Origin of the sequence: Azospirillum endophyticum, from assembly GCF_016595245.1 — a bacterium.
In the GTDB taxonomy this organism is placed as follows: domain Bacteria; phylum Pseudomonadota; class Alphaproteobacteria; order Azospirillales; family Azospirillaceae; genus Azospirillum; species Azospirillum endophyticum.
In genome coordinates, this window is the sequence record NZ_JAENHM010000087.1 from 1 (window position 1) to 18964 (window position 18964).

Annotated in this window: 22 protein-coding genes; 11 read left to right on the forward strand and 11 right to left on the reverse strand. The window is 63.7% G+C overall.

What is annotated here, in order from left to right; all coding sequences use genetic code 11:
* A partial coding sequence (locus JHL17_RS33955; RefSeq protein WP_211113678.1) for a hypothetical protein occupies positions 1–397 on the forward strand: 397 nt, incomplete at its 5' end.
* A gap of 119 nt (positions 398–516) precedes the next feature.
* Here the strand turns inward: JHL17_RS33955 and JHL17_RS33960 are convergent.
* The 4 genes from JHL17_RS33960 to JHL17_RS33975 form a co-directional block, all read right to left on the reverse strand.
* Positions 517–1752 carry an argininosuccinate synthase gene (locus JHL17_RS33960; protein WP_200199080.1) on the reverse strand — a complete coding sequence of 412 codons (1236 nt, stop codon included), beginning with the start codon at positions 1750–1752 and terminating at the stop codon, positions 517–519.
* Between the two features lie 61 nt (positions 1753–1813).
* A complete protein-coding gene (locus tag JHL17_RS33965) occupies positions 1814–3019 on the reverse strand; it encodes an MFS transporter (RefSeq protein WP_200199081.1) in 1206 nt (401 codons plus the stop codon).
* A complete protein-coding gene (locus JHL17_RS33970) occupies positions 3016–4374 on the reverse strand; it encodes an HdeD family acid-resistance protein (RefSeq protein WP_200199082.1) in 1359 nt (452 codons plus the stop codon). The genes JHL17_RS33965 and JHL17_RS33970 overlap by 4 nt, the downstream gene beginning before the upstream one ends.
* Before the next feature lie 134 nt (positions 4375–4508).
* The gene (locus tag JHL17_RS33975) at positions 4509–5036 is read right to left on the reverse strand and encodes an SH3 domain-containing protein (protein ID WP_247894020.1); all 528 of its coding nucleotides are present in this window, start codon (positions 5034–5036) and stop codon (positions 4509–4511) included.
* 247 nt (positions 5037–5283) lie between these two features.
* Here JHL17_RS33975 and JHL17_RS33980 point away from each other — a divergent pair, with 247 nt between their 5' ends.
* A complete protein-coding gene (locus tag JHL17_RS33980; RefSeq protein ID WP_200199083.1) occupies positions 5284–6273 on the forward strand; it encodes a 2-hydroxyacid dehydrogenase in 990 nt (329 codons plus the stop codon).
* A gap of 54 nt (positions 6274–6327) precedes the next feature.
* On the opposite strand, the gene JHL17_RS33985 is transcribed toward JHL17_RS33980, so the two are convergent.
* From JHL17_RS33985 to JHL17_RS34000, 4 genes are all read right to left on the reverse strand, one after another.
* On the reverse strand, positions 6328–6786 hold the full coding sequence (locus JHL17_RS33985; RefSeq protein WP_200199084.1) for a MarR family transcriptional regulator: 459 nt from the start codon (positions 6784–6786) through the stop codon (positions 6328–6330).
* Positions 6787–7125: 339 nt separating this feature from the next.
* On the reverse strand, positions 7126–8664 hold the full coding sequence (locus tag JHL17_RS33990) for a lysozyme inhibitor LprI family protein (RefSeq protein ID WP_211113679.1): 1539 nt from the start codon (positions 8662–8664) through the stop codon (positions 7126–7128).
* A gap of 104 nt (positions 8665–8768) precedes the next feature.
* Entirely contained in the window at positions 8769–9413 is a 645-nt protein-coding gene (gene trhA, locus JHL17_RS33995; RefSeq protein WP_247894021.1) for a PAQR family membrane homeostasis protein TrhA, read from the reverse strand.
* Positions 9414–9596: 183 nt separating this feature from the next.
* Positions 9597–9866, reverse strand: coding sequence for a ribbon-helix-helix domain-containing protein (locus tag JHL17_RS34000; protein WP_200199086.1), 270 nt, complete (start codon positions 9864–9866; stop codon positions 9597–9599).
* Positions 9867–10029: 163 nt separating this feature from the next.
* On the opposite strand from JHL17_RS34000, the gene JHL17_RS34005 reads away from it, so the two are divergent.
* Both JHL17_RS34005 and JHL17_RS34010 read left to right on the forward strand, forming a co-directional pair.
* The gene (locus tag JHL17_RS34005; RefSeq protein ID WP_200199087.1) at positions 10030–10206 is read left to right on the forward strand and encodes a hypothetical protein; all 177 of its coding nucleotides are present in this window, start codon (positions 10030–10032) and stop codon (positions 10204–10206) included.
* A 208-nt stretch (positions 10207–10414) separates the two neighbouring features.
* Complete coding sequence (locus JHL17_RS34010; RefSeq protein WP_200199088.1) at positions 10415–11029, forward strand: Hint domain-containing protein; 615 nt, start codon at positions 10415–10417, stop codon at positions 11027–11029.
* A 74-nt stretch (positions 11030–11103) separates the two neighbouring features.
* On the opposite strand, the gene JHL17_RS38095 is transcribed toward JHL17_RS34010, so the two are convergent.
* Positions 11104–11613: a VapC50 family PIN domain-containing toxin gene (locus tag JHL17_RS38095; protein ID WP_486598862.1), complete on the reverse strand. Its 510-nt coding sequence runs from the start codon at positions 11611–11613 to the stop codon at positions 11104–11106.
* 44 nt (positions 11614–11657) lie between these two features.
* On the opposite strand from JHL17_RS38095, the gene JHL17_RS34015 reads away from it, so the two are divergent.
* Complete coding sequence (locus tag JHL17_RS34015) at positions 11658–12455, forward strand: IS5 family transposase (RefSeq protein WP_200199179.1); 798 nt, start codon at positions 11658–11660, stop codon at positions 12453–12455.
* Positions 12456–12526: 71 nt separating this feature from the next.
* Here JHL17_RS34015 and JHL17_RS34020 read toward each other — a convergent pair whose 3' ends face one another.
* The gene (locus JHL17_RS34020) at positions 12527–13051 is read right to left on the reverse strand and encodes a hypothetical protein (RefSeq protein ID WP_200199089.1); all 525 of its coding nucleotides are present in this window, start codon (positions 13049–13051) and stop codon (positions 12527–12529) included.
* Positions 13052–13079: 28 nt separating this feature from the next.
* Positions 13080–14237, reverse strand: a complete 1158-nt coding sequence (locus tag JHL17_RS34025) for a hypothetical protein (RefSeq protein ID WP_200199090.1) — start codon at positions 14235–14237, stop codon at positions 13080–13082.
* Between the two features lie 740 nt (positions 14238–14977).
* On the opposite strand from JHL17_RS34025, the gene JHL17_RS37810 reads away from it, so the two are divergent.
* From JHL17_RS37810 to JHL17_RS34055, 6 genes are all read left to right on the forward strand, one after another.
* Positions 14978–15541, forward strand: coding sequence for a helix-turn-helix domain-containing protein (locus JHL17_RS37810; RefSeq protein WP_200199091.1), 564 nt, complete (start codon positions 14978–14980; stop codon positions 15539–15541).
* A 484-nt stretch (positions 15542–16025) separates the two neighbouring features.
* Positions 16026–17258 (forward strand): tyrosine-type recombinase/integrase, encoded by a 1233-nt coding sequence (locus JHL17_RS34035; RefSeq protein ID WP_200199092.1) that lies wholly within the window; start codon positions 16026–16028, stop codon positions 17256–17258.
* Positions 17259–17393: 135 nt separating this feature from the next.
* Positions 17394–18218: a hypothetical protein gene (locus tag JHL17_RS34040; RefSeq protein ID WP_200199093.1), complete on the forward strand. Its 825-nt coding sequence runs from the start codon at positions 17394–17396 to the stop codon at positions 18216–18218.
* A gap of 125 nt (positions 18219–18343) precedes the next feature.
* Complete coding sequence (locus JHL17_RS34045) at positions 18344–18529, forward strand: MerR family transcriptional regulator (RefSeq protein WP_200199094.1); 186 nt, start codon at positions 18344–18346, stop codon at positions 18527–18529.
* Positions 18530–18611: 82 nt separating this feature from the next.
* Positions 18612–18758, forward strand: coding sequence for a hypothetical protein (locus tag JHL17_RS34050; protein WP_200199095.1), 147 nt, complete (start codon positions 18612–18614; stop codon positions 18756–18758).
* Positions 18751–18963, forward strand: a complete 213-nt coding sequence (locus tag JHL17_RS34055) for a hypothetical protein (RefSeq protein ID WP_200199096.1) — start codon at positions 18751–18753, stop codon at positions 18961–18963. Before JHL17_RS34050 ends, JHL17_RS34055 begins: the two co-directional genes overlap by 8 nt.
* The last annotated feature ends 1 nt before the right edge of the window (position 18964 follow it).

Here is an 18964-nt window from a genome sequence, read left to right on the forward strand (position 1 = left end):
GAACAGCGCCGCAAAAGGCGCCATCCACCGTTCAAGACTGTCTGGAACGGGAGACATGACAGGGCTCCGCTGGTTGGAACCCTGGGGTCAACCCGACTGGAACCAGAGGATCACGATGACCGTGGACGCCATGCTGGAGCGTATCGAGAGCTTCAATCGTGCCCGAGGCGGCGGCGTGACCGTGCGCAAGGTCGCCCGTGGTTACACCCACCTCAGCCAGCGCACCGGTGCCCCTGTCGCGAGGTTCAGGATCACAGGCGACGACGACAAGGTCCAGGTTCTCTGGTGGAACGGCAAACGATGGGGAGCATCAGGGCCATTCGGCATCGCAACAATGCCGCTCGACCGGGCTCTCCAACACGTCGCAAATGAGCCTCACTTCTGGATACACGCCTGACGCAAAAACGCAAATTGGCCAAAGTCGAGCTGATCGTTGGTTACGGCAAACGAAAACCCGCCGGCGAGGTATCGCCGGCGGGTTCGGAACCGTGACCGTACACAGCTTTGGACGGTGGATCAGCCCAGCTTCTGCTTGGCCATCGCGCCCAGACGCAGGCGGAGTGCGTTCAGCTTGATGAAGCCTTCCGCGTCCTTCTGGTTGTAGACGCTGTCCTGCTCGAAGGTCACATAATCCATACGGTACAGCGAATTGGGCGACTGGCGGCCGACGACCGTGACGTTGCCCTTGAACAGCTTCAGACGGACGGTGCCGTTGACGAGCGACTGGGTCTGGTCGATCAGCGCCTGGATGGCCAGACGCTCCGGGCTCCACCAGTAGCCGCAATAGATCAGCTCGGCGTAGCGCGGCATCAGCTCGTCCTTCAGGTGGCCGGCGCCACGGTCGAGCGTGATGCTCTCCATCGCGCGGTGCGCCACCAGCAGGATGCTGCCGCCCGGGGTCTCGTAGACGCCGCGCGACTTCATGCCGACATAGCGGTTCTCGACCAGATCGAGGCGGCCGATGCCGTTCTCGCCGCCCAGGCGGTTCAACTCGGTCAGCAGGGCCGCCGGCGACAGCGCCTTGCCGTCGATGGCGACCGCGTCACCGTTCTTGAACTCGACCTCGATGTAGGTCGGGGTGTCCGGCGCCTTTTCCGGGGCGACGGAGCGGGTGTACATGTCCTCGTCCGGCTCGACCCACGGATCCTCCAGCGCCTTACCCTCGTAGGAGATGTGCAGGAGGTTGGCGTCGGTGGAGTAGGGAGCCTCGCCGCGCTTGTCCTTCGCGATCGGAATCTGGTTCTTCTCGGCGTAGTCCAGCAGCGTGGTGCGGCTGTTCAGGGTCCACTCGCGCCACGGCGCGATGACCGTGATGTCGGGGCGCAGGGCGTAGTAGCCCAGCTCGAAGCGGACCTGGTCGTTGCCCTTGCCGGTGGCGCCGTGGGCGACGGCATCGGCATCGACCATGTTGGCGATCTCGATCTGGCGCTTGGCGATCAGCGGCCGGGCGATCGAGGTGCCGAGCAGGTAGGTTCCCTCGTAGAGCGTGTTGGCGCGGAACATCGGGAAGACGAAATCGCGCACGAATTCTTCGCGCAGATCGTCGATGAAGATGTTTTCCGGCTTGATGCCCAGAAGCTCGGCCTTCTTGCGGGCTGGCTCCAGCTCCTCGCCCTGGCCGAGGTCGGCGGTGAAGGTCACCACCTCGCAGGCGTAGGTTTCCTGAAGCCACTTCAGGATGACCGAGGTGTCGAGGCCGCCCGAATAGGCGAGCACCACTTTCTTGATCTGTTTGCCGGACGCGCCGCTCATGGGACTGCTCTTGCAGTAGAGAAAGGTAAGGCGGCGACCGTACGGCCTTTCCCGCCCGCCTTCAAGCCCCCGTGCCCGATCCGGTCTCCGACGCCGCCCTTTCCCGCAGCGCCGCCGCCGCGAAGAGCAGGCAGGCGGCAGCCGCGAAGAAGGCCAACCCATGCCGGGTCAGCTCCATCGCCGCCCCTGCCAGCACCGGACCGGCGAGCGCGCCGACGCCCCACATCAGCCCCATGGCGGCATAGATGCCGACCAGCTCCGCCCCCTGGAACCGGCTGCCGACGATCGCCAGCATGATGGTGTAGACGCCGACGAAGGCCCCGCCCCAGACGAACAGAAGCGCGTAGGTCGCAAGCTCGCTCATCAGCGCGATGGGCCAGACCAGCGCCCCCAGGGCGGCGCAGGCCGCCAGCCCGATCACCAGCGTCAGCCGGTCCATCTTGTCGCCCAGCCAGCCGATGGGGAGCTGAAGCAGGATGGCGCCGATCATCATGCAGGACATCAGGCTGGTCGCTCCCGTCTCCGACCAGCCGAGCTTGGTGGCGTAGATCGCCAGGAAGGACAGGCCGGCGGTTTCGATGGCGGCGTTCAATATGATGGCGCCGATGGCGACCGGCGCCAGCCGGATGAAATGCAGCGGCCCCTGGCGCGACGGCCGTTCGAACTCCGGCGCCTGGATGCGGGGGGAAGCGACCAGCAACGCCGCGGCGGCGGCCACGCCGGCGCCGGCCAGATAGGGTAGCGCCCCGCCGGATCCCAGCAGCGACAGCATCAGCGGCCCGAGAGCGAAGCCGGCGGACAGCGCCGCGGTATAGACCGCCATGGCGCGGGCGCGGGTGGCCTCGCCGCTCAGGCTGTTGGTCCAGGTTTCCGACAGCACGAACAGGGTTTCCGAGGCGGCGCCCAGCAGGATGCGCAGGGGGAACCACATCCAGACCGGGGTGGCGGGAAACAGGGCGAGCAGCAGGGCCGATCCCAGCAGCGCCAGCACCACCAACCGGCGGATGCCCAGGCGGGCGACGATCCGCGGCAGCAGCACCGCCATCGCCAGGACGCCCAGCGCGTGCATCGCCGCGTTGGCGCCGATGGTCAAGTCGTCCAGGTTCCGGCGCGACAGGTCCAGCGCAATCAGGGCAGCGCTGAGGCTGTAGGTCAGCCCGAACATCATCGCCGTGGCGATCACGGCGGCGCGCGACAGCAGGCCGCCTTCATCCCGTGCCGGGGGCGGCGGTGCGCTTGTACCCGCAGTATGGTGCGTATCGGTCATGACGGCTGCGTGTCCAGTTGATCGCCCGGTTCGCCCGCCTGCGGCCGGCCGCGCAGCTGGCCGAGAAAGCCCGCGAGCCGCCGGTTCCAGGAGCGGCCGGGGCGGTCGACGACGCGGGCAAGCGCCGCCGCATAGTCCAGCACGAAGCCCGGGGTCCAGCTCATCGCATCGGCGCGGCTGCGGATCAGCGAGGCCACCCAGATGTCGGGATCCATCAGCAGGCGCAGCAGACGCAGCCAGGGGGAGCGGCTGGCCATCGTCCCTTCCAGCGCGGCGTCCAGCGCCGCGGCGACGACGACCGAGCAGTTCCGGTTGGCGAGGTTGTAGGTGTTGTCCTGCCGGTAGCCGGCCCAGAAGGCCCGCAGGCGCCGCGGATCGTAGGTCCACAGCTCCACGCCGGCATCGGCCGGGCACCAATCGGCGACCTCCGCCTCGTAGGATGGCAGGAAGCGGCCGGGCACGTCGTTCTCGGCGCCGGTGCGCAGCGCGGTCACGAAGCTGACGGCGGACCGGTCGACCTCGGTCGCCGGGTAGTGGCTGATATAGAGGTCGGGCGCCAGATCCAGGGCCGAATGCCCGGTGGACACCACGCCGTTGCGGTCGATGGCGGCGATGTAGCGGTCGATCACCAGCCGCCTGTCCAGCGGCGCCGTGGCCGAGGCGACCGGCGTCCACACCCGCACCACCAGGGGCCGGTCGCGCCGGCCCGCCGGCTCCTGGCCGTCGCCCACCAGCACCGGCGCGTTGTCGTACCAGCCCCGCCCGGAAAAGATCGGCAGGTTGAGGATCGCCGCCTCGTCCTCCAGACTGCGCAGCATCGTCCCCAGCCGCAGCAGAAGCCAGCCCGACAGGCCGATGAGCAAGCCGATGCACAGCGGCGTGTTGCGGTCGGACGGCAGCGGCCATTCCGCCAGCATCATCGCCGCCAGGCCCAGTTCCGCCAGCGCGCAAAGAACCAGGACCCGCCAAATCCGCACCCGGAACACCACCGCGGCACCTGCGCGGTTCATCCCGTCGAGCACCAGCACCGCGGCGAGGGGCAGCGCCAGGGTCCAGCCGCTCAGCAGCGGAGAAGCCAGCAGCAGCATGCCGGCGAAGATCGCCAGCACCGCGCGCGCCACGGCGAAACGCCGGTCCGCTCCCGGCGCGGCGGACAGGGCCATCATCAGGGTGACGGTACCTGCCGCCGTCAAGACCAGACCCAGGGCAGCATGGATGGCCTGGGTCAGTCCGTTCGACAGGCCAACCGCCAGCGCCAGACCCAGCCCCATCAACAGCAGCCCGAGCAGGACGATGACATACCAGCGCGACCGGAAGGCGCGGGGGCCGATCAGCAGAAACGCGAGTTTCAGCATCGTTTCGCCAAAATCGGAAGAAACACGGGTCCGTGCGTCTCCAGACTGGTGATCCTGCAATCGGTTTCTGTCAACGATGGCATCGGCGCCGGCACCGCTTCGCCGACGCGGTTCCTACCGAAGACTGCAAATGGTTACTCAATCTTCTCGCCGGCATAGGTGCCCCAGAAGTCGGCGCGCTTCATCCAGCCGCGATAGCCTTTCACATCGACCTCGCACCAATCTTCGCGACACTTCTTCAGCGAGCCGATGACGCCGGGTTCGGCCCGGGCCACCACGGCGCTGTCACCGCGCGGCGCCTCGTGGATCGGGCGGGTCTGGCCGACGATCAGCACGCCGCGCCGGCCCGACAGGGCGCTCTGGTGCACCCAGCCTTCCGCCCCCTCCCAGTCGCGGATGCGGCGCCAGGTATCGAATTCCTGGATGATCTCCACCGGCATGTCCTTGCGCCGGAAGACCCATTCGATGGGATAGCTGCCGTTGGGACCGGAACGCAGGTTCACCTCGCCGACGCGCACGGTGACGAAGCGGGGGATCGGCAGGCCCGAGGCGTGGGTCGGGTCCTTGCTTTCCGCGGCGAGCGCCGTGCCGCCGCCGGCCGCGACAAGCCCCACCCCCATGAGCAGAGCCAGGGAGGCGAGGACGGAGCGGCGGACAGGCATGGCGGCACCGGAGCTGGCGAAGGGGGAAAACCGGGCCGCACTATAGAGACCACCCGTTCGATAGGGCAAGCGCCGCCACCCCCGATTGGAGGGTGCGATCGCAGGCTGCAATCGCCTTGCCGCAGGGCGGGCTTCCGCGAGGGACTTCTGGACAGTCCCACGACCGCTTGGTATGGCAACCATGGACCGGAGCAGCCGCGCAGAACCTTGAGGGCAGGCGGGCCGGGGCAAGGGAGGACCAGCACCGATGACCGACAAGAAGAAGCCGCTCGTTGTCGTCACCCGCAAGCTGCCGGACGTCATCGAGACGCGGATGATGGAGCTGTTCGACACCCGGCTCAATCCGGACGACGTGCCGCTCACCTCCGCCCAGATCCAGGATGCGATGGCCGTCGCCGACGTGCTGGTGCCCACCGTCACCGACCGCATCGACCGCGCGCTGATCGAAGCCGCCGGGCCGCAGCTGCGGCTGATCGCCTCCTTCGGCACCGGCGTCGACCACATCGACCTGAAGGCGGCGCGAGAGCGCGGCATCACCGTCACCAACACCCCCGGCGTCCTGACCGAGGACACCGCCGACATGACCATGGCCCTGCTGCTGTCCACCGCGCGCCGCGTGGCGGAGGGCGAGCGGCTGGTCCGCTCCGGCCAGTGGACCGGCTGGGGCCCGACCACCATGCTGGGCCACCGCATCAGCGGCAAGCGGCTGGGAATCCTGGGCATGGGCCGCATCGGTTCGGCGCTCGCCAAGCGCGCGCGCGCGTTCGGCATGTCGATCCACTACCACAACCGCCGCCGCGTCCATCCGGAGTTGGAGCAGGAGTTGGAGGCGACCTACTGGTCCAGCCTGGATCAGATGCTGGCCCGGATGGACATCGTGTCGATCAACTGCCCGCACACGCCGGCCACCTATCATCTGCTGTCGGAACGCCGGCTGAAGCTGCTGCGCCCGCACTGCTACATCGTCAACACCTCGCGCGGCGAAGTGATCGACGAGGTGGCGCTGACCCGCATGCTGTCGAAGGGCGAGATCGCCGGTGCCGGGCTGGACGTGTTCGAGCATGAGCCGGCGGTCAACCCGAAGCTCCTGCGGCTGGACAACGTCGTCCTGCTGCCGCACATGGGCTCCGCCACCATCGAGGGCCGGATCGACATGGGCGAGAAGGTGGTGATCAACATCAAGACCTTCGCCGACGGCCACGCCCCGCCCGATCGCGTCCTGGAAGCGCTGCTGTAAGCGACGCCGGCGTCGGGGAGGTCGTCCTCCCCCGCCGATGGGCAACGGGGCCGTTCAGGGTGCGGAGGCTTCCAGCGCAGCAACCTCCAGCGCCGGCACCTCCTGCAACTCCGCCTGCAGTCTTGCCTTGGCGGCTGCGGCCAGTGCCTCGTCGGCCTGGATGCGGGCCATGTCGTCCGACGTGACGGCACCGGCGGCGATCACCAGCTCGGCGAAGTCGGAAAGATAGACGCTGCCCTTGACGGTGCGCTGGACCAGCACGTTGCGCTTGTCCTCCGCATCGCGCTTGCGCTTGACGAAGCCCAGCACCGAGAGGCGGTCGAGCGCACGGGTCACTGCCGGCTTGGAGATGTTCAGCAGCGATGCGAGGCCGCGCACGGTGTGCGGCGGATCGGTCAGATAGACCTGGAGAAGGATCGCCAGCTGCCGCGCCGACAGGTCCGGCGCGTCCTTGCGGACGCTGGCGACCAGCGCGGTGCGCCATAACCCGAGCGCCTTGAGGTTCCGTGCCATGCCTCCCCCCGGAAAGCCGCGCCCGGTTCCGCAACCGCAGCACGCGCCGCAAAGTGTCGCTTACCCGAACGATGCAGGCAAGACTTTCGCGTTCGCCATGCGGGTCCACCGATCAGGGGCCGCTGCGGAGAGCGACACCCTGCCGGACGCTTCAGGCCGGCAGGGTGTCTTATACCAATGCCGGAAAGTTCCGACCTTTGGTCGGCACTTTCCGGCCCCTCAGACGCCGGGCGGCCCGCTTCCGCGGGCCTTGGCTTTGCGGGCATGTGCCCGCGCGGCCGCAGTCGCGGCCGTACCAGAGCCGAAAAGTCGAAACTTTTCGACTCTGGTATTAGCGGCCTATTTCGCCTCGCGTTTCAGCACCACCGGCTTGGCCGTGCCGGCGACCAGCAGATTGCCGCCGGCCAGCGGGACGACGGTCAGGCCGTCGCCGGTCGCGGAGACCGCGGCCAGGCTGGCCGCCTGCTTGGCGGCGTTGGGAGCAAGCTTGACATCCTTCGGGATCTGCTTGGCATCGAAGGAGGCTTCCTCCCCCTGGCCGGCGAGGCTGTAGTCGCCGCACTCGCTGCCGACGCAGATGGTGGCCTCGTCGATCCGCGCCTTCCCGGCGGCGCCGGCGAAGGGCGTGCCCTCCGCTCCGCCGCCGCTCCAGCTCCAGTTGCCGCGCGCCCAGTCGGGGATGCGGGTGTCCTTCTGGACCTCCAGAGTGTCGGCGATCAGGCCGACGCTGCTGGTCAACCCCTGGGCGGCCACCGCTTCCGCCACCCGGCGGGCCTCCGCCGTGCCCATGCCGTAGCGGGTGGCGATCTGCGGCGTCCAGCCCGTCACCGCCGCATCGACCGCCTTGCGCAGGCGCTCGCCCCAGCCGGGGGCAATCCAGCGCGGGTTGGACCAGCCGGCGGTGTCCTTGACCAGCGTGGTCAGTTCCGGCGCGTCGGCGACGAACAGGCGCGGGTCGACGGCCGACTTCATGCGGTCGATGCCCATCTGGCGGTAGGTGGCGAAGCGGATGGTGCCGGTGAGAGTGGAGGCCGCATCCAGCATCGGGGCGAACAGGTCGTCCACCGCCTTCCAGGCCGGCGAGGCGAGCAGGGCATTGTCGTCTGCACAGGCGGGATGGGCACCGAAATTGTCGCGGGTGCTGCCATAGAGCGGCTCCATCGCCTTCCAGGCCGCCGCGCCGCGCCGCTCCATCACCGAACAGGGCCATGCCATCTCCACATCGTCGCTGACGACGCGCAGGGCGGTGAGGAAGCCTTCGTCGGTGGCGAGATCGCCGCCGGCCGCAATCTCGCGGGCATAGGAATCGTCGATGCCGGCGATGGCCTCGCGCAGCAGCGCATCCGCCTTGGCGCGGTCGGGGGAAGGGCCGAAGCGCAGCAGATAGGCGCTCCACCCCTTGCCCAGCCCGCCGCGGATCTCGGCCAGCCGCTTGGCGGCGCCGGCCGGGTCGTTGGCGATGCCGTCGACGACCGACGACACCGCGGCGACCGCCTTGGGCATCGACTCGGACAGCGCGGTGCGCCGGGCGTCCAGCACCGGGCCGAGACAGGCGCCGGGGGAGGGCGCCGTCGCACATTGGTTGCGCTGGGTCAGCCATGCCCGCTGCTCCGTCCGCAGCCGGTCGCGGTCGGCGGTGCCGGACAGATCCTGCAGAGCCTTGTAGGCGTCGGCGATCTCGCGGTCGGCATCGGCCAGCTTGGGATCGGCGCAGATCGCCTTTTCCACCGGCGTGGAAGCCGCCTTGCAGTCGAAGGAGGGTTCCGCCCGCGCGGCACCGCCCGCGACCATGACCGAGACGGCCAGCGCCACCCCCGCGAGCACCGCACCGCCGACCGATCGGTTGCCGGATCGCTTTCCGATATCTTTCCGGTTCATCTCTGCCCGGCCCATCATGTCTCCCTGGGACTGTGACCTGGGGAAGATACGGAATCCGACGGGGCTTGTCCTCTGCCGCTGCGGCGGCCCGGGAGGAATGTCACTCAAAGAAACGCCATGGCGACGGCGGCGAAATGGCAGCCGGCGGCGGCAAGGACCATCAGGTGCCAGACCGCGTTGTTGTAGGGCATCCGGTCCATCAGGTGGAAGACGACGCCGACGGTGTAGAGCAGGCCGCCGGCGATCAGCAGCCGCAGGGCCGACGCCGACAGCGCCGATCCCAGGGGTTCGAGCGCGGTGACGACCGCCCAGCCGAGTCCGAGATAGAGCGCCAGCCCCAAGCGATGGAAGCGGCCCGGAAAGCGCAGCTTCAATGCGGCGCCGAAGGCGGCCCCGCCCCAGACGGCTCCCCCCAGTCCGATCCCCTGGCCCAGCCCCAGCGTGAAGGGCGTGTAGGTGCCGGCGATCATCACGAAGATCATGGCATGGTCGATCCGCCGCAGCAGCGCCTTGCCGAATCCGGGTGGGGCGAGGTTGTAGGCGGCCGACGCCGTCAGCATTCCCACCAACCCCAGCCCGTAGATGGTCAGCGCCCATGCCGTGTGCAGCGGGACGGTGCCGGAGAACACGCCGGCATTCAGCAGCCAGATGAAGCCGGCGATGCCCGCAGTGACCCCGACAGCATGAACGACCGCATCCGCCCGCCGTTCACCGACGCTGTAGACGGGAAACTGGTGGGCATCCGGCATCGGTACACTGCCTCGGTCGACGTGAGGGAAAGCCGCCGTGGGACCGGGGCTTGCGTCGAACATGGTGTGCCGGCTGCGGCGGCGCCACGGGGCCTGCCCGATGGTGGAATTTCGGCAGCCGGTGCTTCGGCTAACCGCTATGCCGAACGAACCGGCCCCTTCACCCCGTCATCCGTCGCGCCGTCATTCCGCTGCGAAGGCCACGGCAGCCGTCGCGCGGTGGCGCGGCATCGGCTCCGACAGACGGGCGGCGTTGCGGAAGTAGCACAGCGCATAGACGCGGACGCAGCCGGTGAGGTTGTCGCAGTCCTGGCGTTCGGCTTCGATCTTCGATACCAGCTCGCTCATCGTCATGTTCTCGCGGACGCAGATTTCTTCGAGCGACTCCCATTCGACCGGCATCAGCTTCATGCTGGTCCGCTTGCCGTTCACCCTGATGTTGCGCATGTGCATGGGGGAGCCCTCCGTTGCTGATGCATAAATGGGTATGCGAAATGGCGGGAGGCCTGCTGTGAAGTTTTTCACAGGCGAAGAGAAGGGCGGAGAGCCGGGGACCTGTTCGAGAGGCAGGCGGGACGGCGTCATACCGTCCGGCACCATGGGATCGGAGGTCGGCATGACACGCAGCGACGCCTTGCGCGCCATCATAAATGAAGCCGCATCAGCACGTTCCGCCCTGTGCGAGAATGAGTTGGTCATCCGGCTGGACAACATCCTCGCCATCGCTCGGGCGGCGCTGGAGGAGCAGGAGGGGGACGAAATGCCGCAGCCGTCGCGGAAACCCGACCTATAGAGGGGGCCAAGCTGATCGATGCCGCATCCATCGTCCGGGTCCTCTGCGTCAATTGGTCACTAGCCGTCGTAAGTCCGCACAACTTCGCCGCCCCACGCATTGCTGGGCGGGGTAGCTTTTCAGGTGTGCGCCATTGATCGTGCAGGACATCGCAAATCCTGCATGGTCGGCGGAAGGCTCTTCAAACCGAAACAGGATTTCTCAGCCTATGGCTCCCTCTCCCACCCCGACCTGCATTCTCCGCGGCACCTATGTCCGTTCCATGTTCGGCGACGTGCCGGTCGAGAGCCTGAAGATCGGCGACATGATCCAGTCGTCGGTGACCGGCGAGTTCCGCGTCATCCGCTGGATCGGCCGACGCCTGCTGGCGGGGTCGTCCACCGACACCGAGCAGCTGCGCAAGGTCCATCTGCCGGTGCGGATCGCCCGCGATGCCATCGCCCAGGGCCTGCCCGCCCGCGACCTCTACATCTCCCCCGGCCACGCCCTGCTGATCGGCGAGTACGGCGTTTCGGCCCGCCTGCTGATCAACGGCTCGTCGATCCGCCAGGTCGAGGCGATGGAGGAGATCGACTACTTCCACATCGAACTGGACAGCCACGACGGCATGTTCGCCGAAGGCCTGCCGATCGAGACCTATCTCGAGGCCGACAACCGTCAGGCCTACGACAATGCCGCAGAATATGAGGCGCTGTATCCGGGCGACGATCCGCGCCTGCAGCAGCCCTGCGCGAAGATCGACATTCCGCTGGTGGTGCTGGAGCGCATCCGGGCGAACGTGAACAAGCGCGTCGAGCAGCTTGAACTCGCCGAGATGATCTGAGGGCAGACCGGGCTTGCTCGGCGGTGCAACTGTCGAGCCTCGAAGGGGCCGTCCCGCCGGGCGGCCTCTTTCGCTTACGTGAGGCACGGCATCGCCGTTGCGGCCGAATTGTGTCCGGCGCTATGGCTTGGCGCGTCTGCCGGCTGGAGCAGGAAGCAAGGCGTCTCGCTGCTGAGATCCAGGTCGGTGGGGCCGACGGGCTGGCGAGGCTGGACATCATCGCCGCCATGTGGGGGCCGGACGGTATGATCAGCAAGCCCGGTGCACCGGGATTCTAGCCAACGTGGAGGCGTTGCCGGCAGGTTACGCAGGTAGGGGAGAGAGGCCACGGCCCATGTGCGTTGACGGGCAGCCCCGGTCAGCGATGAGATGGCCCTGTTTCGCTTGGATCGAACGGCTTTGCTGGGTCTTGACCAGCGCCCTTGCAGCACGGCGGCGTAAGGCCTCAGAGCCGCCACCGTCTTGGGCAGCGACTGCGCATGGAGCGTGGCAAGGTAATCATCCGCCGTTTTCGGCGGCTTCTTCAGGCGTCTCAGAGCCTGACCCGAAAAGAGTTGAGTGATTTCAGCCCCTTGTGATTCGATCGATGTTGCGAATCATGACGAATGACAAGACGATGTGAACTGAAATCACCCGCTCGCAGTATCGGCGGAAAGGATTGCGGTATTCAAGCGACACGACGGACGCGGAGTGGGCGGTGCTCGAACCTCTCCTCCCTGCGGCTCGACGCTTGGGCCGTCCGCGGACGGTCAATATGCGGGAGGTCGTGAACGGCATCCTCTTTCTGGCGACCTCCGGGTGCCAATGGCGGCAACTACCGAAGGATTTCCCGCCGATGACGACGGTCCAACGCTATTTCTACCGCTGGCGGAACGATGGGACCTGGGAAACGATCAATCACGCCTTGCTGGTGAGGGTTCGGGAAACCATGGGTCGGGACGCCAGCCCGACAGCGGGGGTGATCGACAGCCAATCGGTCAAGACGACGGAAGCAGGTGGCCCGCGGGGCTACGACGCTGGCAAGTGCATCAAGGGACGCAAACGGCATGTGTTGACCGACACCAATGGCTTGCTGGTCGCCGCCATCGTTCATGCCGCCGACATCCAGGACCGTGATGGCGCCCCGGCGCTCCTCGCCTCCGTTCGCACGCTTCGCCACGTCTTCGCCGACGGCGGCTACGCTGGACCCAAGCTGGAAACCGCTTTGGCCCAGATCGGGACATGGACCCTGGAGATCATCAAGCGGTCCGACGCCGCCAAAGGATTTGAACTGCTGCCTCGGCGGTGGGGCGTTGAGCGTACAATCTCTTGGCTTAACCGCAATCGCCGCCTCGCCAAGGACTTCGAGGCCACCATCGAGAGTGCCGTCGCCTGGATCTTCATCGCAAGCGTCAAACTGCTCTCAAGACGGGTGGCCCGGACATAGACACAGCCATACCGATTTCGAGTCCGACTCTGAAAAGTTCTGACGCCGCTATCAAAGAAGGCTATGCTTCGTTAATTAGAAAGTGGACTGGAACTTAGTGTTTTCTCTCTTTGTATCTCGGCCACTAAGTGGTCTTTGGAGTTCAGAAAATCCTGATAACCGACCAGTACCGGACGCAGGGTCTTCCAGTCGTTTGCGTTCTTTACTCCCTCACGAATAGTGCGCGCATCCGTAAGGACCTTGGTAACGGCTTCCTTCATCGAGTCAGGCCACCGCGGATCCTTCGTATTAAGCCTAAGTTCAATCTCTGCAATAGTTGACAGAGCTTCTTGGCGCTTTTGGGCATCAAGAGGCTGACCCGTCAAAATATCGCCATTCACGGTCTGGAGCGTGGTGAATACCTTCAGCGCATAGTCTTGCAAATCTGTTTGCATTTGCTGCATTGTTGCAACTTTATTCTTTTGATTTTCCGCTTTGATTTCGAAGTGGTAAGTTACCCAAGCCGATGCGCCAATAGAGAAAAGGGAGGTTAGGCCTGCAACAACGACAGATAGCAAGTTGAAGCTGCCTCTGTTTCCGTTCGCATTGTTAGTCATGGCCGTGCACCTCTATACCAATTAATCATCAGTTTTTACTTTTAGCCTTCTTGCTGCTGCCATCCTTCGGAGTGGCAGCTGATGTGATCTTGGCGCCGGATTTCAGACCAACAGATTTTTGGGCGTTCTGGTTAAGCCGGCACATCTCGTTATATCGATCAATGCCCAGCTGTTCCATCACCCCTCGATAGCTTTCCTGTACCGCAACAACGCACGGGTCGTCGGCAGCTTGGCTGTTGGTGATCTGGGCCTCTAGTGCCTCAGCATAAGATATATTAGCTCCCGTTGCGGAAACGAGTGCGGAAAGGGATAGTGCAAGAACCGCATTCGTCACCCACACTCGGAAGCCACCAGGAGAGGCAAAATTTATCTCAAAATTGATGACATCCTCTGAAGCCAACTGATGATCGGCGAGTTCGGGCACATCGAGTTCCGCGATCTCTTCGGCCTGTCCATTAAGCACCGCATTGGTGGAACTCAGCAGAGCAGATAGTAGGGTGAGACCCGGTACTGGCGCATATGGTCTGTCGTCATATGACTCGCCGGCAAAATACTGCTTGGCGGAGTCTCCAAATACATAGTTCCCAAACGCAAGCTGAAGAATTTCAGCTTGCAGATGTTCTTCGGAAATTTCAGTAATTGCGCGAGGCCTGCTTAGTTTTTCTGAAAGCTCTCGTGTAATATCTGTGCGGAATGGGTTTGAAAGCCATCTTACGCTTCGGTAGGGGATTAGTTCTTTTTTGTAGTTCTCGACGATAACGGTGTTCTCAAAATCAGGATCATCAGTAAACATCCCAATAAGAACGTCTGCAAAAAGGCCGTCCCCTGGAACGATAACAAAATCGCCTCTCTTCGCCTCATGATAAAGACGCCTGACATTCCCCATCGCAGCAGAAACACTTCGTCCCTGGCGTGTGTCTGAGTAGTAAGTTAAATCAGTAGTAGGATATGCTTCTTTCTCGCGAGCTCTATACCACTTTGCAAGCAGGCGGGAGCGCACAACGCGCTCCTTTAAAAACTCATCGTCGCTAATACTCCCATCAGGAGGAATAAAGCCCGGAATGTCAAGGAAAACGATATCGTGTTCTCTGAAAATATCGATAAATTCTCTATACTGCCCAGAATGAAGCGCAAAGAACTTACGGTTATTGTTCAAGATAGGCGTATCGAGATCGATAACAATCACGTTGGACCTCAGGCTCGCATGCGACGCAGTATCGATAGAAGTAGGTTGACGCTATGTCAATATGAGCGGTGAATGTATCGGAAAGCGGTAGCCGACCCTTAGAACACTGAAATACAACAAGGAATCGGGTATCGGCATACAAAGATATGTACACGGAGCGTTGCTGGAGCTTAACGGTCAGTCCACTGCTCCGCATTCAGCAGGTCACCGAAAAAACTTCAGCAATGGGCTTTGCTCCGGCGTTTGCTACCTCGGTAGATGCTTGGCTGCTACCTTAAGGCTGCCATTCTCAGCTAATTTGACCGATCTGTTGCCGCGGATTGTGACATCTTGTCGCTGCCTTTGAGTTCGAAAAAATGATTCTCACGCCGGTCTTGCAGTCCAAATTGGCTTAGAGAGCACCGAACGCCGTTTCACCGCGTCTGTCCTCGTTGAGGCGGATGCTGGCCGACTCGAATACATCAAGATAGGCGCGGCTCCGCACCGGTCGGATCCGGTGAGGCGCCACCTGCCTGGAGCTTTGCAACATCGCGCTTCCATCATGGTATCGCCCCCAGTAGTACCGATGAGCGGAGGCGCTGACTCACGGAGAGGGGGCAAGGGCTGCAAACCGTGACTCGATGCCCTCTTTACGATGGGATGAGCACAAATCCGCAGCGTTGCCGATCCGAGAAGGCTTGGGCACCAGCGAGTTACGCGCCTTGGCGCGGCGAGAGAGCAATGGGTGGGTGGCGGCACGGATGTTTGCCATCACCCATGCGCTTGATGGGGCGAGCCGGGCGGAAGCCGCGCGATTAGCCGGCATGGACCGCCAAGCGTTGCGTGACGCGGTGGTGCGCTACAGCGCCGAATGCGTGGCCGAGTTCTATGATCGCCCACTGCCCGGCCGGCCGGAATGGCTGAGCGAGGGCGAACAGGCGACGCCAAGGCGCAAGCCGCATTCTAAAAAAAAGAGGCTGCGCGAAGCGCTGAAGGCTGCCGCGGCGGCGCAGCCTGGGCGCCGCCTCCAACTCTGGTTCCAGGGCGAAGCCCGTATCGGCCAGAAGGGCCGCACCGCCCTATCGCTGGCGCGGGCAGCGTCCGGCCGGGCTGTGCGACAAGCGCTTCACCTCGACCTACCTTTACGCTGCCGTCTGCCCGACCAGCGGCGCCAATTTCGCGCTGGTGATGCCGACCGTCTCCACCGCTGCCATGAGCCTGTTCCTGGCCGGCTACTCCCAGAGCCTGCAGCCGGACGTCCAGGCGGTGCTCGTGCTCGGCCAAGCCGGCTGGCATGGATCACTAGCCCTGGCGGTGCCGCATAACATGAGGCGATGCCCTATGTTGGGACTTGGACGCTGTTGAGTGCGCTTGGCTGCGTGGGCGCTTCCTGCCCCGATAGCTTCTAAACGACTAAGTCACCTAAGAACGGTCTCACCGCTCCGAATGAACCCCTGCGCCCCGTTACCCATAGGCTCCAGGTGTCCGTACATCGATTGAGAGATATGTGTTCGCCTAACACATTTTGCGGGTTCATTCTGTGCCCATGATGTGCCCACACCCCCCTATCCCCATAAAAAAACCGCCGCTAACCCGATGGATTAGCGGCGAGTTGAACAGGGAGGCTTCACGTCTGGGAGACGTGATTTCGCTGAACCGCGCCGGTTCCCTCCGGTTCGTCCGCATGAGCGGCTCTCATCCAATGCATTGAAGAATAAGGGTTTTGGATTTCGTCGCGGTTCGTTGCGGTTCCCGTCGTGCCGCGCTATTCTGTGGCCCCGGTGTGGCCCCAGACAGGTACGGCGTTCGATGGCGCGAGCCAAGCTGACGGATAGGCAATTGCAGTCCATGAAGCCGCCTGAGACGGGCCGGTTGGTGATCTACGACGAGGCCGTGCCGGGTCTCGAATTCCGAATGACGCCCACTGGTGCGAAGTCCTGGCGGATGAAGTACCGGGTGAAAGGCGCGGCGCTGCGCCAGGTATCCCTTGGCCCTTATCCGGCGATCAAGCTTTCGGACGCCCGGGATCGCGCTCGGGATATCTACACCGCCGCCAAGAAGGGTGTCGACCTGATCGAGCAGGAAAAGCAGGCGGCTGAGGACGACGAGCGTAGCGCCAAGCGCCCCGCGACCGTGGCGAAGCTGCTGAGCCGTTACGTCGAGGAGTACTGCAAGACGAACCAGCGCCGGTGGGAGACGGTCGAGCGGATGTTCAGCGCCCATGTCGAGCCGGCCATCGGGGCGAAAGCGCTGGACGATGTGCGACGGGCCGACATCGTGGAGCTGCTGGACGATCTCCAGAACAAGAAGGGGCTGAATGCCCAGGTGAACCGCATCCGCTCCCAGCTGATCGCCGCCTTCAATTGGGCCGTGGAACGGGAGTTCCTCGACGTCAACCCGGCCGCGACGGTGAAGCGCCGGAAGAACATCGAGGCGCCACGGGAACGGGTGCTTGAGGACAAGGAGCTTGCCGCGATCTGGAAGGCCGCCGCGAGCCTGACCTACCCGAGCAGCCAGCTCTTGCGCCTACTGATCCTGACCGGCCAACGCCGTGATGAAGTGCGGTGCCTTCCGTGGTCGGAGATCGGAGATGACCTGTGGACCCTGCCGGCCGAGCGCAACAAGGGCAAGCGGCAGCATGAGATTCCTTTGACCGCCGCGGCGCTGGAGGTGTTGGGCGGAGCGACGCGACTCGGACCGATGGTCTTCACCTGCGACGCCGAGGGGAAGAAGCCCTACGCCGGCATGAAGCGGCTGAAGGAGATCCTGGACCGCGAGAGCGGGGTGACGGGTTGGACCATCCACGACATCCGCCGCACGGTCGCCACCGGGCTTGGGCGCCTTGGTGTCGCCCAGGAGGTGATCGAGCACATCCTGAACCATTCCCGGCCGACGCTGCACAAGACCTACAACGTCCATGCCTATCGCGATGAAAAGCGCATAGCGCTGGCTGCTTGGGGTGAGCATGTCGGGAGACTGGTAGCAGGTGATGCGGCAAAGGTGGTGATCCTGGAAGGTCACCGTCGGGGCCGAGGCGGGTAGCAGGGCATTGATATCGCGCCTCCATCCGAGGCGTCCGAGTGTGGCACGGCTAGGTTTGGCCGCCGAAGAGCTGGGCACCGCACCCGGCCCGCCGCGCCACTCCCAATTGCGGACTAGCACCAGCGGAGTGCGGGAATGTCGGGCGGTTCTTGTCGTTTGCGCTGGCAGACGTTTGGTGACATCAAAAGACAATTTGTGTCGAGTAATCCGGCACTTCGTGAGAAATTTCAGAGCATTCTCATTCAACGCTCTGAAGCATATAACGATAAAATGAATGCAGCCGTTGGCAATGCTCCAGATCACATTATCAGGGTGTTCGAGGAACGTTTAAACAATTATGACTATGCTATAGAGCGTAATGGATTGAAGCTTGTTGAACAAATTATCGATATGCTGATATCAGGAAGATATTTGGCATTTGCAGATGTGACTCTGCTGCTTACGCGTAGGATAATACCATCAGAGTTCTGGAGGTTCGCTAGCATTGTGGACGATGGAAAGATTGTTAGGTTCGCTTCTCTGGGCTTTTCTGGAGAAGTGAACAACGTAAGATTTCTGTTGAGGTCCGAAATCCCAGATCAATACAGAATATCTTTCGATCAATGGGAAAGCGAAGACAGGGAACTTTTTTATAAGATTGCCTATGGAGTGAAATCTAAAAATACTGAAACAGGAGATGCAGTGATTTATAATATTCACCCGAATGGGGGTCATGCAGAGAAAAAACAAAATAGCAATCGCGGAAGAAGAAAGGGAAGAGGAGGTTATCAAGCCGCCGATGCCCCGCTTGTTGCTGAAGGCATCAAGGGAATCATGATGGGGCGTTGGGCATCCGCACTACAAGCCGCGCAGTATTTTGCCGACCAAGCGCAAGGGGCAGGAACACGGGAATCGCGTGTTGATCGACTTCAGCGGAGAATATCGGCCGAACTCAATCAGCTCGACAACCTCCCAGCCTGATTTAATCCCGAATTCTCCCGAATAAACTCATTTCATCCCGAGTGCTCACGACACCACTATAGGCGCATCGTCTCCGCAGCGGTTCACAGAGAACCGCATGAACTCGTAAGAGTGGAGACGATGAGATGGGCGAGTTTCAGCCGGTCCTGGTCGATACCGACACCGCGCGCCGTATGCTTGGCAATATCGGTAAGACCAAGCTTTTTGAACTCTTCAACGAAGGTAAGCTGGAGCGCCGTAAGCTCGGCGCGAAGACGTTGGTTCCGGTATCGAGCATTCGTGCTTTTGCCGAGAGCCTTGAGGCCGCCTGAGATGGGGCCGAAACACCACCGCCCCGACGCGCTGGCGGGCGCAGCCGGGGCGGGCGGTAGAATGGGCGAACTGACCGGGCCCATGAATACCGCAATCCGGACCTCCGCCGCAAGTCACCGCGCCACCCAGACCATCGCCCGCCGCTTCGGCCTCCGGGTGGCGACGGCCTGTGTCGTCGCCGAGTTGGCCGGGATTGGCGCCCAGGCCTCGGAGAGCGCGCATGGGTGATGTCCACCGCCTCCAAGTCAGCCGCCGGCTGCGAATCGCCCGACCGCTGACCATTCGCCAATCCATTGAAGGTATTGTCGCGGACCTTGAGCGGCTCCCCCAACAACCCGACCCCGCCGACGTTCGTACCATCGCGGGCCGGCTGCACACGCTGGCCGATCGGCTGGAGCGTGACGGCCGGGCGGGAACGTTCCGGGAGACGTGAC